This window comes from Pseudomonas sp. S3(2024) (assembly GCF_036861315.1).
GTDB lineage: Bacteria > Pseudomonadota > Gammaproteobacteria > Pseudomonadales > Pseudomonadaceae > Aquipseudomonas > Aquipseudomonas putida_A.
In genome coordinates, this window is sequence record NZ_JAZAQQ010000013.1 from 48,960 (window position 1) to 60,094 (window position 11,135).

The 11,135-nt window shown below is 59.1% G+C and carries 12 protein-coding genes; 3 read left to right on the plus strand and 9 right to left on the minus strand.

The features are described 5' to 3' along the window. Positions 1-2 precede the first annotated feature (2 nt). Positions 3-218, minus strand: a complete 216-nt coding sequence (gene rpsU, locus VLA07_RS24530; protein ID WP_002551877.1) for a 30S ribosomal protein S21 — start codon at positions 216-218, stop codon at positions 3-5. A gap of 199 nt (positions 219-417) precedes the next feature. Between rpsU and tsaD the strand changes: the two genes are divergently transcribed. Further along, the gene (gene tsaD / locus VLA07_RS24535) at positions 418-1,443 is read left to right on the plus strand and encodes a tRNA (adenosine(37)-N6)-threonylcarbamoyltransferase complex transferase subunit TsaD (protein ID WP_139055805.1); all 1,026 of its coding nucleotides are present in this window, start codon (positions 418-420) and stop codon (positions 1,441-1,443) included. Positions 1,444-1,466: 23 nt separating this feature from the next. On the opposite strand, the gene plsY is transcribed toward tsaD, so the two are convergent. Continuing rightward, positions 1,467-2,036, minus strand: coding sequence for a glycerol-3-phosphate 1-O-acyltransferase PlsY (plsY, locus tag VLA07_RS24540; RefSeq protein ID WP_097089123.1), 570 nt, complete (start codon positions 2,034-2,036; stop codon positions 1,467-1,469). Between the two features lie 74 nt (positions 2,037-2,110). Between plsY and folB the strand changes: the two genes are divergently transcribed. After that, a complete protein-coding gene (folB, locus tag VLA07_RS24545; protein WP_003228857.1) occupies positions 2,111-2,467 on the plus strand; it encodes a dihydroneopterin aldolase in 357 nt (118 codons plus the stop codon). Continuing rightward, a complete protein-coding gene (folK, locus tag VLA07_RS24550) occupies positions 2,458-2,976 on the plus strand; it encodes a 2-amino-4-hydroxy-6-hydroxymethyldihydropteridine diphosphokinase (RefSeq protein ID WP_027610712.1) in 519 nt (172 codons plus the stop codon). The genes folB and folK overlap by 10 nt, the downstream gene beginning before the upstream one ends. Before the next feature lie 80 nt (positions 2,977-3,056). Here folK and VLA07_RS24555 read toward each other — a convergent pair whose 3' ends face one another. The 7 genes from VLA07_RS24555 to apaG form a co-directional block, all read right to left on the minus strand. After that, complete coding sequence (locus tag VLA07_RS24555; protein ID WP_333992035.1) at positions 3,057-4,286, minus strand: multifunctional CCA addition/repair protein; 1,230 nt, start codon at positions 4,284-4,286, stop codon at positions 3,057-3,059. Positions 4,287-4,350: 64 nt separating this feature from the next. Then, entirely contained in the window at positions 4,351-5,913 is a 1,563-nt protein-coding gene (locus tag VLA07_RS24560) for a SpoVR family protein (RefSeq protein ID WP_003228850.1), read from the minus strand. Then, positions 5,910-7,181 (minus strand): YeaH/YhbH family protein, encoded by a 1,272-nt coding sequence (locus VLA07_RS24565; protein ID WP_003228849.1) that lies wholly within the window; start codon positions 7,179-7,181, stop codon positions 5,910-5,912. Before VLA07_RS24565 ends, VLA07_RS24560 begins: the two co-directional genes overlap by 4 nt. A gap of 107 nt (positions 7,182-7,288) precedes the next feature. Beyond that, positions 7,289-9,211: a PrkA family serine protein kinase gene (locus VLA07_RS24570; RefSeq protein WP_003228848.1), complete on the minus strand. Its 1,923-nt coding sequence runs from the start codon at positions 9,209-9,211 to the stop codon at positions 7,289-7,291. Positions 9,212-9,505: 294 nt separating this feature from the next. Further along, on the minus strand, positions 9,506-9,835 hold the full coding sequence (gene glpE, locus VLA07_RS24575; RefSeq protein ID WP_098965914.1) for a thiosulfate sulfurtransferase GlpE: 330 nt from the start codon (positions 9,833-9,835) through the stop codon (positions 9,506-9,508). 33 nt (positions 9,836-9,868) lie between these two features. After that, complete coding sequence (locus tag VLA07_RS24580; RefSeq protein ID WP_333992040.1) at positions 9,869-10,750, minus strand: symmetrical bis(5'-nucleosyl)-tetraphosphatase; 882 nt, start codon at positions 10,748-10,750, stop codon at positions 9,869-9,871. Continuing rightward, positions 10,750-11,130 carry a Co2+/Mg2+ efflux protein ApaG gene (apaG, locus tag VLA07_RS24585; protein WP_333992042.1) on the minus strand — a complete coding sequence of 127 codons (381 nt, stop codon included), beginning with the start codon at positions 11,128-11,130 and terminating at the stop codon, positions 10,750-10,752. The genes VLA07_RS24580 and apaG overlap by 1 nt, the downstream gene beginning before the upstream one ends. Positions 11,131-11,135 lie beyond the last annotated feature (5 nt).

The following is an 11,135-nucleotide window of genomic DNA, read 5'->3' on the forward strand; positions in this document are numbered from 1 at the left end:
TATTAGTACAGACGAACGGCGCGGCGCTGTTCGCGCTGAACTTTCTTGGCGTGACGCTTAACAGCGGCTGCTGCTTTGCGCTTACGCTCAGAAGTTGGCTTCTCGTAAAATTCGCGGCTACGAACTTCAGCCAGTACACCGGCTTTTTCGCAGGAGCGCTTGAAACGACGCAGAGCTACGTCGAAGGGTTCGTTCTCTTTAACTTTGACGGCTGGCATCCAGAGCTACCTTCATTCATTACCGGGGTCAACATCCTCGCGGCAAAAGAGCACTTGAAGACGTCGGTTTTTAAGGGTTGCGGATGTTAACCCCTCATCGCTCGGAATGCAAAGCCTCTGATCGAAAACCGCTAGTCGGGGCATCGCATGGCGACTATTATGCGCGCCTTCGAATTCAGCCTAAACAAGGCGCAAACCCATGCTAGTACTGGGATTAGAAACCTCCTGCGACGAAACCGGCGTCGCATTATACGACAGTGAACGCGGCCTGCTGGCCGACGCGCTGTTCAGCCAGATCGACCTGCACCGCGTCTATGGCGGCGTGGTGCCGGAGCTGGCCTCGCGTGACCATGTCAAACGCATGCTGCCCTTGATTCGTCAGGTGTTGGCCGAGGCTGACTGCGTGCCGACCGAGATTGATGCGATCGCCTACACCGCGGGCCCGGGCCTGGTCGGGGCGCTGCTGGTGGGTGCCTCGTGCGCTCAGGCGCTGGCGTTTGCCTGGGGCATTCCCGCACTTGGTGTGCACCACATGGAGGGCCACTTGCTGGCGCCGATGCTGGAGCCAAAGCCGCCGGAATTCCCGTTCGTCGCTTTGTTGGTTTCCGGTGGGCATACGCAGCTGGTTCAGGTCGATGGCATTGGCCAATACAGCCTGCTCGGCGAGACCCTCGACGATGCCGCCGGCGAAGCGTTCGACAAAACCGCGAAAATGATGGGCCTCAATTATCCGGGCGGGCCGGAAATCGCCAAGCTGGCCGAGAAGGGCGTCGCAGGACGTTTCACCTTCCCGCGTCCGATGTGTGATCGCCCGGGCCTGGATTTCAGCTTCAGCGGCTTGAAGACCTTTGCTCTCAATACCTGGCAGCAATGCGTCAACGCCGGGGACGACAGCGAGCAAGCCCGTTGCGACATCGCGCTGGCGTTCCAGCAGGCCGTGGTGGAGACTTTGACCATCAAGTGCAAGCGCGCCCTGAAACACGCGGGCATGAAGCGTCTGGTGATTGCTGGCGGCGTCAGCGCCAACAAGGCCTTGCGCGCTTCGCTGGAAAAGATGCTCGGCGACATGCAGGGCGATGTGTTCTACGCCCGCCCGGAGTTCTGCACCGACAATGGCGCGATGATCGCGTTTGCCGGTTGTCAGCGTTTGCAGGCCGGTCAGCAGGAAAGTCTGGCGATCAGCGTGCAGGCGCGCTGGCCGATGGAGCAGTTGTCGGCACTGTGATTGGCGGTGTGGCTGAGCGGTATTTAAAAATGCCGTTCGCGCCCGGCAAACAGGTCGCGTAGATTGCCGCGGTGGCGCCAGACGATCAGCAATGTCAATGCGCTCATCGGCAGCAGCGCTTCCGGTTCCTGCCAGGCGAGCAAGGGCAAGGTCAGGGGCGTGGCGATCAACGCCGCCAGCGAGCTGGTACGGGTCAGGTAGAACGTCAGCAGCCAGGCGCACACCGCCAGCAGTGCGGCGGGTGGATACAGGCCCAGCAGCATGCCGGCAGCCGTGGCGACGCCTTTGCCGCCGCGAAAACGGAAATACAGCGGGAACAGGTGACCGATAACGGCGCACACGCCGATCCAGGCCTGATCCTGCAACGAAAGGCCAGCGGCCGCTGCGATCAGCACCGGTACCAGGCCTTTGCACAGATCACCCAGCAGGGTCAGGATCGCCAGTTTGCGACCGGCCAGGCGCAGCATGTTGGTGGCGCCGGCATTACCCGAGCCACTCATTCGCGGATCCGGGTTTCCGGTCAGGCGGCTGAGCAAAATGGCGAAGGACAGAGAGCCGAGCAGGTAGGCGAGAGTCGCCAGTAACCAAAACATGCTAACTATTCCGGGCGAGGACGCCCTGATTCTAACGGCGCATTGCGCCCTTGTCGTGCAGCGGAGAAAAGTGCTTGGACAGAGTGTTTATCGAGGGCTTGGAAGTCGACACCGTGATCGGTGCTTACGACTGGGAGCGGGGCATTCGACAGTGCCTGCGTCTTGATCTGAGCTTCGCCTGGGACAATCGCCCGGCCGCCGCGGGTGACGACCTGACCCTGGCGCTCGATTACGCCAGCGTTTCCACGCGTATCCAGGCCTTTGCCGAGCAATCCCAGTATCAACTGGTCGAGACCTTTGCCGAGCGCCTGGTCGAAGTGCTGATGGCCGAGTTCAAGATCACCTGGGTTCGCCTGAAGCTGACCAAGCCTGGCGCAGTGCCGGCGGCCAAGGGTGGCGTGGGTGTGGAGATCGAGCGCGGATGTCGCTGACTCAGGTGTACCTCGGGCTCGGTAGCAATATCGAGCGCGAAACCCATTTGCGCGCCGGGCTCGACGCTTTGGCGACGTTTCTGGTGGATATCCGCTGTTCGGCGGTGTTCGAGAGTCAGCCGGTGGGGATCAAGAGCGGGCCTTTCTTCAATTTCGTGGTTTCGGCGCTTACCGATCTGCCCTTGATGGAGCTGGATCGGCGCCTGAAATTCATCGAAGCCGATAACGGTCGCTATGCGCCGGATCGCAAGGGGCTGCCGCTGGATATCGACGTGCTGTTATACGGCGATCTGACCGGTAACTTCGACGGCTTGATTCTGCCGCGTGCCGAAATCCTGAAAAACGCCTTTGTGTTGTGGCCGCTGTCGCTGATTGCGCCGGATCGGGTGCATCCAGGTGTGGGGAAAAGCTTCGCGACGTTGTGGGCCGAGGCGCAGATTGATCAGGTGTTGGCGCCGGTGGCCTTTGAGTGGCGTGGGCAGCAACTGACGTCTTCGGATTTACGTTGAATTAACGGCCGCTTTCGCGAGCAAGCCCACACATTTGGAATGCATTCCCCTTGTGGGAGCGGGCTTGCTCGCGAAGCTTTTCAGGCTGACGCCTTGTCTTTGTAGGCTTTTAGCGCCTTCAGTCGTTCTCGCTTCAGCGCTTCGCCCAGTTCCGGGCCTTTGAATCCCTTCTCCAGCAACGGCTGCACCGCGACTTCCCGCGCAGCCTGGGCAGCGCCGCGTAAATAATCGGCCTGTGGATAACTTCTCTGCTCCAGCCCTTTACGGCCTCGGGCGTCCATTTCGCATGCGCCGATAAACTCTTCAAACCGCTGCGGTCGTCGATACACATCAAAGCTCTGCAACAGCTCCAGCAATGTTGAGGCCTTCAATTCCAGCGCCCGGTGACAGTGGGTGTGGTACTTGCCGACAAGCAAGGCCAACTCCTGACAATCCTTCGGTGCCTTGAAGCGTTCGTTGACCGCTTTGATCAGCTTCAACCCAGTGTGTTCATGGGCGATATGTCGTGGCCACTCTTCTTCCGGCGTCAGGCCTTTGCCGAGGTCATGCAGCAGGCAAGCCCAGCGTACTGTCAGCGGTTGTTTGTGCAGCGCTGATTGCTCCAGAACGCTGAGAGTGTGCAGGCCGGTGTCGATTTCCGGGTGATGCACTTCCGGTTGTGGCACGCCAAACAGCGCGTCGACTTCCGGCATCAGTTCTTTCAGTGCGCCGCAATCGCGCAGCACCTGGATGAATACCTGCGGCTGATCTTCCATCAGTGCGCGGGAGATTTCTTTCCAGCTGCGTTCGGCGGTCAGCGCCTGCAGTTCGCCGGACTCGCTGAGCTGGCGCATCAGTTTCAGTGTTTCTGGTGCGACAGTGAAGCCAAGACTGGCATAACGGGCAGCAAAGCGCGCAACGCGCAGCACGCGGAGCGGATCTTCGGCGAATGCGGGGGAAACGTGGCGCAGGATCCGCGCTTCGAGATCGCGTTGCCCATGATAGGGATCGGTGAGGTTTTGCTGGTCGTCCTCGGCCATTGCATTGATGGTCAGGTCGCGGCGGATCAGGTCTTCTTCCAGAGTGACCCCGGGGCTTGCGTGAAAAGTGAACCCGCCATAACCGCGACCGCTTTTGCGTTCGGTACGGGCAAGGGCGTATTCCTCGCCGGTTTTCGGGTGAAGGAATACCGGAAAATCCGCACCCACGGGGCGAAAGCCCTGGGCGAGCATTTCCTCAGTGGTCGCGCCCACCACCACCCGATCAACGTCGGTGACCGGTATACCCAGCAAGCGATCGCGTACCGCACCGCCAACCTTGAAAATCTGCATAAAAAACCTCCGTTAGCCCGACAGGATAACCCTTGTGTCGGACTTTCGGAGGTCAGAACCGCATCTAGAGATGAATCACGGCCAGGTCGAGTCGACCGTAATCACCCTCGCTGTGTTCACTTCGCGGCGGTACGTGGTGAGTTTTCATGATCTGGTCGCCCTGAAGGGTTTCCAGGTGAATGTCGAAGCCCCACAACCGGTGCAGATGTTTCAGTACCTCGTCGGTGGAGTCGCCCAAGGGTTTGCGGTCATGTTGTTGGTGACGCAGGGTCAGCGAGCGGTCGCCGCGTCGGTCGATGCTGTAGATCTGCACGTTCGGTTCGCGGTTGCCGAGGTTGTACTGCGCGGCCAGGGTTTCGCGGATGATCCGGTAACCGGTTTCGTCGTGGATCGCCGGCACCAGCAAATCGTCCTTCTGGTCGTCATCGAGGATGCTGAACAGCTTCAGGTCACGGATCACCTTGGGTGAAAGGTACTGGAGGATGAAGCTCTCATCCTTGAAGCTGCTCATGGCGAACTTGATGCTCGACAGCCAGTCGGAACCGGCGATGTCCGGGAACCAGCGCCGGTCTTCCTCGGTGGGGTTTTCGCACATGCGGCGGATGTCGCGATACATCGCGAAACCCAGTGCGTAAGGGTTGATCCCGTTGTAGTAAGGGCTGTCGAAGCCTGGCTGGAACACCACGCTGGTGTGCGAGGTGAGGAATTCCATCATGAACCCGTCAGTCACCAGGCCCTCGTCGTACAGGTCGTTCATCAGGGTGTAGTGCCAGAACGTGGCCCAGCCTTCGTTCATCACCTGAGTCTGACGTTGTGGATAAAAATACTGGGCGATCTTGCGCACGATCCGCACGATCTCCCGTTGCCACGGCTCCAGCAACGGCGCGTGCTTCTCGATGAAATACAGGATGTTTTCCTGCGGCTCGGCCGGGAACCGGGCGTTGTCCTTGTCGCTGTACTTGTCCGCGCCTTTGGGGATGGTGCGCCACAGATCGTTGATCTGCTTTTGCATGTGTTCCTCACGATCCTTCTGCCGCCGGCGTTCTTCCTCGGCGGATATCGGGTAGGGACGTTTGTAGCGGTCGACCCCGTAGTTCATCAACGCATGGCAGGAATCAAGAAGGTCCTCCACCGCATCGATACCGTGGCGCTCCTCGCATTGCATGATGTACTGCTTGGCGAACACCAGGTAATCGATGATCGAACTGGCATCGGTCCAGGTGCGGAACAGGTAATTGCCCTTGAAGAAACTGTTATGGCCATAGCACGCGTGTGCCACCACCAGCGCCTGCATGCAGATGGTGTTTTCTTCCATCAGATAGGCAATGCACGGATCCGAGTTGATCACGATCTCGTAGGCCAGCCCCATCTGGCCGCGGCTGTAGGATTTCTCGGTGCTGAGGAAGTGTTTGCCGTAGGACCAGTGGTGATAGCCCAGTGGCATGCCGACCGAGGCATAGGCGTCCATCATCTGTTCGGCGGTGATCACTTCGATCTGGTTGGGATAGGTGTCCAGGGCATAGCCGGCCGCAATCCGGGCGATTTCGCGGTCATAGGCCTGGATCAGCTCGAACGTCCATTCGGAGCCGGTGGAAATGGGTTGGCGTTTCTGCTCTTTGGCGGTCATGTCACTAACCTGCGCTGGAAGAGTTCACGGAAGACCGGATAGATATCCCCGGCCGAGACCAGTTGCTGCTGGGCAAACGTGTCGGAAAAGGCTTCGGCGATGCGTTCGTATTCGTACCAGAGGGCCTGGTGTTCGCGCGGGGTGATCTCCACATAAGTGTAGTACTGCACAAACGGCATGATCTGATTGATCAGGATGTCGCGGCAGATCGGCGAGTCATCGTTCCAGTTGTCGCCATCGGAAGCCTGCGCGGCGTAGATGTTCCATTCGTTGCTCGGGTAGCGCTCGGCCATGATCTCCTGCATCAGCTTCAGGGCGCTGGAGACGATGGTGCCGCCGGTTTCCCGCGAGTAGAAGAACTCTTCCTCGTCCACTTCCCGGGCGCTGGTGTGATGGCGGATGAACACTACGTCGATCTTGTCGTAGTTCCGCTTGAGGAACAGGTACAGCAGGATGAAAAAGCGTTTGGCGATGTCCTTGGTCGCCTGGGTCATCGAGCCGGACACGTCCATCAGGCAGAACATCACCGCTTTCGAGCTGGGGTTGGGTTGCTTGATCAGCAGGTTGTATTTCAAGTCGAAAGTATCGAGGAACGGCACGCGGTGAATGCGCGCGCTGAGTTTCTCGATTTCCGCTTCGAGTTCCTGAATATCGCCGAAGTTGTCCGGCTCTTCGCGCTTTAATCGCGCCAGTTCCTCTTTGGCCTCGCGCAGTTTGGCACGGCTGCTGCCGGACAGCGCAATGCGCCGGGCGTGGGCCGAGCGCAGGGTGCGGATGATATTGATCCGCGACGGGTTGCCTTCGTTACTGATCCCCGCGCGCACGGTCTTGAAAGTGTCGGTGCCGCTCAGGTTGCGTTTCACCAGATTCGGCAGTTCAAGGTCCTCGAACATGAACTCGAGGAATTCCTCCTGGGTGATCTGGAAGACGAATTCGTCCATGCCCTCGCCGGAATTGCCAGCCTTGCCGGGACCGCGTCCACCGCCGCCCCCCGGAGGCCTGGCGATGTGTTCGCCGGCAGTGAATTCCTTGTTGCCGGGATGAACCACGGTCTGCTTGCCGCCGCGACCGTGGTGAAGCACCGGTTCGTCGATATCGCGACCGGGAATGCTGATCTGTTCGCCGTGCTCCATGTCAGTGATGGAACGGCGGCTGACTGCCTCTTCGACAGCCTTCTTGATGTGATCACGGTAACGCCGCAGGAAGCGCTGGCGGTTAACCGTGCTCTTGTTCTTGCCATTGAGACGTCGGTCGATCACATAGCTCATACGTGGCCCTCCGGGCAGCTTCAAGTTGTGAGCTGCGAGCCGCAAGAAGAAGCACAGCGTTCACATGCTTTTTTCTTGCAGCTCGTAGCTTGAAGCTTGTAGCTGTTTTACTGCGATTTCCGGACCCGTAGGTACCATTCGGACAGAAGTCTTACCTGTTTGTCGGTGTAGCCGCGTTCGACCATTCGAGTAACGAAGTCGTTGTGTTTCTGTTGATCCTCTTTGCTCGCCTTGGCATTGAAGCTGATGACTGGCAGCAGGTCTTCGGTGTTCGAGAACATTTTCTTCTCGATGACCACCCGCAGTTTCTCGTAGCTGAGCCAGGTCGGGTTCTTGCCGTTATTGTTGGCCCGAGCGCGCAATACGAAGTTGACGATCTCGTTGCGGAAATCCTTCGGATTGCTGATGCCCGCCGGTTTCTCGATTTTCTCCAGCTCTTCGTTCAGGGCGACACGGTTGAGAATCTCGCCGGTCTCCGGATCGCGGTATTCCTGATCCTGGATCCAGAAGTCCGCATACAGCACGTAGCGGTCGAAGATGTTCTGACCGTACTCGCTGTAAGACTCCAGGTACGCGGTCTGGATCTCTTTGCCGATGAATTCGATATAACGCGGCGCCAGGTACTCCTTGAGGTAGCGCAGATAGCGCTCGCGGGTCTCGGCCTGGAACTGTTCCTGCTCGATCTGTTGTTCCAGCACATACAACAGGTGCACCGGGTTGGCGGCGATTTCATGCGGATCGAAGTTGAACACCTTGGACAGAATCTTGAACGCGAAACGGGTCGAGAGACCGTTCATGCCTTCGTCGACGCCCGCCGAATCGCGGTATTCCTGGATCGACTTGGCCTTTGGATCGGTGTCCTTGAGGTTTTCCCCGTCATAGACGCGCATCTTCGAATAGATGTTGGAGTTTTCCGGCTCCTTGAGGCGCGACAGCACGGTGAACTGCGCCAGCATCTTCAGAGTGTCGGGGGCGCAGTGGGCCTTGGCCAGCGAACTGTTGAACAACAATTTGTCGTAAATCTTCACCTCGTCGCTGACCCGTAGGCAGTACGGCACTTTGACGATATAGATCCGGTCGATGAACGCTTCGTTGTTCTTGTTGTTGCGGAAGGTGTGCCACTCCGATTCGTTGGAGTGCGCGAGCAGGATCCCGGTGAACGGAATCGCCCCCAGCCCTTCGGTACTGTTGTAGTTGCCTTCCTGCGTGGCGGTCAGCAATGGGTGCAGCACCTTGATCGGTGCCTTGAACATTTCGACGAATTCCATCAGGCCCTGGTTGGCCCGGCACAGCGCACCGGAGTAGCTGTAGGCGTCGGCGTCGTTCTGTGGGTATTCCTCGAGTTTGCGGATGTCGACCTTGCCCACCAGCGCCGAGATGTCCTGGTTGTTTTCGTCGCCCGGTTCGGTCTTGGCCACGGCGATCTGGTTGAGGATCGACGGATACAGTTTGACCACACGGAACTGGCTGATGTCGCCACCGAATTCGGCCAGGCGTTTGGTCGCCCACGGCGACATGATGGTGTTCAGGTAGCGCCGCGGGATGCCGAAGTCTTCCTCGAGGATCGCGCCATCTTCGGTGGCGTTGAACAGACCCAGAGGCGATTCGAATACCGGCGAGCCCTTGATCGCATAGAAGGGCACTTTTTCCATCAACTGTTTCAGCTTCTCGGCCAAGGACGATTTACCGCCACCGACGGGGCCGAGCAGGTAGAGGATCTGTTTCTTCTCTTCCAGGCCTTGGGCGGCATGGCGGAAATACGAGACGATCTGGTCGATGCATTCTTCCATCCCGTGGAAGTCTTCAAAGGCCGGATAGCGACGAATCACCTTGTTGGAGAAGATCCGCGACAGCCGCGAGTTGGTCGACGTGTCGAGCAGCTCGGGTTCGCCGATGGCCATCAATAGACGCTCGGCGGCGGAAACGTAAGCGCTGCGGTCCTTTTTGCACAGCTCCAGGTACTCCTGCAGCGAGAGTTCTTCCTGGCGTGTGGACTCGAAGCGTTGTTGGAAGTGGCTAAAGATACTCATGACGTCACCTCGCTCGATACGTGGAGCCGACGCCGGATCACTCAGTCGATGCTGGCAAGCAGCCGTGGTGGCTGCCTGTTTACCCCCCAGAACACTTTCGCGGTCGACAACCTTGAAAGTCACTCCCGATGACCCGTGCGCCGGTGTACCGGCTCTCCCCTGTTTTGGATGGCCTGGGCTTAAGGATAGTTGGGAATTCGAGAGGTAAAGGCGAGATACGTAATTAGTTGTGGCAGACCGTTCGTCTGCCCCGCGCAGGCCCACGGCAGCCGGGGCCTGCACGTGACAAAAAAATTATTCGGCGGCGCCTTGCGCGGTTTCCGACGGATAAGTCGTACGCCACAACTCAAAGCCACCGTCCATGCTGTAGACGTCGGAGAAACCCTGACTGATCAGGTAGGCGGCCGCGCCCTGGCTGGAATTGCCGTGGTAGCAGACGACAACGGTCGGTGCATCGAGGTCGGCGCCTTGAATGAAGGCGTGCAGCGAGTGGTTGTCCAGATGCTTCGAACCGCTGATATGCAGGGCGGCAAAAGTTGCAGGATCACGGACATCGACCACGACTGCGCCTTGCTCACGCAGGGCATGGGCCTGTTCCGGGGGGATTCGTTTGAATTCGCTCATGGCGGGTTCCTGTAGCTCGGCAGAGTGCGCAGTCTAACGCGGGGCGCTGACTGGCAGAGTTTTGGGGATAAGTGGTGCGACTGATGGCGCAAGCCCGCCGTGTTCATCGCATTTGCATGACACGCGCTCGCCGCTGTCGACGTTCATCAGGGTCAGGCTGCCGCCCCAGACACAACCGGTGTCCAGTGCCGAGATGCCCGGTTCACGGACATCGCCTTCCAGCGCGGCCCAGTGGCCGAAAATGATGCGCAGACCGCGGGTCTTGCGCTCTTTGTGCTGGAACCATGGCTTATAGCCGGGCGGGGCAGTGTCGAGACCTTCCTTGCTCTTGAGGTCGAGCTTGCCCTCGGCGGTGCAGAAGCGCATGCGGGTGAAATAGTTGGTGATGACGCGCAGGCGGGTCACGCCCGTGAGCTCGCTGTCCCACTTCGCCGGCTCATTGCCGTACATACCATCGAGATACAGCGGAAACAGGTTGTCGTCACGTAGTGCGGCTTCGGCCTCGGCGGCGTACTTCAAGGCCTTGCGCAAGGACCATTGCGGAGGGATACCCGCGTGCACCATGGCCACATCGCGTTGCTCGTCGTAATGCATGAGCTTTTGCTGGCGCAGCCATTCGAGCAACTCGGCGGCATCAGGTGCTTCGAGAATCTCGCTCAGGGTGTCGGATTTCTTCAGGCGTTCGATATTGTTGGCGGCGGCCAGCAAATGCAGGTCGTGGTTGCCGAGTACGCAGACCAGCGACTCGCGCATGCCATAGAGAAAGCGCAGGGTCTCCAGCGACTGAGGGCCACGGTTGACCAGATCACCGACCAGCCACAGCCGATCAAGCTTCGGGTCGAACGCCACTTGCTTGAGCAAGCACTTGAGCGGATCGAGGCAGCCTTGCAGGTCGCCGACGGCGTACGTCGTCATCAGTGCAAGGCTCCGGGCACAGCGAGGCGGAAAGGTTTGATGATCGCGTCGAAATGCTTGCCGTCATCGGCGACCATTTCGTAAGTGCCCTCCATGGTGCCGACCTTGGTGGTCATCACCGTGCCGCTGCTGTAGGTGTGGCTTTTGCCAACCTCAATCAGCGGTTGCTGGCCGACAACGCCGGCGCCGCGAACCTCTTCGACATGCCCGTCACCGTCGGTAATCACCCAGTGTCGTGACATCAGCTGGGCAGGGCACTCGCCATTGTTCTGCACGGTGATGGTGTAGGCGAAGGCGAAGCGGTGGTGCTCGGGTTGCGATTGGTCTGCCAGATAGCGGGTGACGACACTGACATCGACCTGATAACGAGGATCGGACATGCAAA

Bases quoted from the DNA above. Each gene is read 5' to 3' on its own strand.
- rpsU (WP_002551877.1), bottom strand. From the start codon at position 218: ATGCCAGCCGTCAAAGTTAAAGAGAACGAACCCTTCGACGTAGCTCTG.
- tsaD (WP_139055805.1), top strand. From the start codon at position 418: ATGCTAGTACTGGGATTAGAAACCTCCTGCGACGAAACCGGCGTCGCA.
- plsY (WP_097089123.1), bottom strand. From the start codon at position 2,036: ATGTTTTGGTTACTGGCGACTCTCGCCTACCTGCTCGGCTCTCTGTCC.
- folK (WP_027610712.1), top strand. From the start codon at position 2,458: ATGTCGCTGACTCAGGTGTACCTCGGGCTCGGTAGCAATATCGAGCGC.
- VLA07_RS24555 (WP_333992035.1), bottom strand. From the start codon at position 4,286: ATGCAGATTTTCAAGGTTGGCGGTGCGGTACGCGATCGCTTGCTGGGT.
- VLA07_RS24560 (WP_003228850.1), bottom strand. From the start codon at position 5,913: ATGACCGCCAAAGAGCAGAAACGCCAACCCATTTCCACCGGCTCCGAA.
- VLA07_RS24565 (WP_003228849.1), bottom strand. From the start codon at position 7,181: ATGAGCTATGTGATCGACCGACGTCTCAATGGCAAGAACAAGAGCACG.
- VLA07_RS24570 (WP_003228848.1), bottom strand. From the start codon at position 9,211: ATGAGTATCTTTAGCCACTTCCAACAACGCTTCGAGTCCACACGCCAG.
- glpE (WP_098965914.1), bottom strand. From the start codon at position 9,835: ATGAGCGAATTCAAACGAATCCCCCCGGAACAGGCCCATGCCCTGCGT.
- VLA07_RS24580 (WP_333992040.1), bottom strand. From the start codon at position 10,750: ATGACGACGTACGCCGTCGGCGACCTGCAAGGCTGCCTCGATCCGCTC.
- apaG (WP_333992042.1), bottom strand. From the start codon at position 11,130: ATGTCCGATCCTCGTTATCAGGTCGATGTCAGTGTCGTCACCCGCTAT.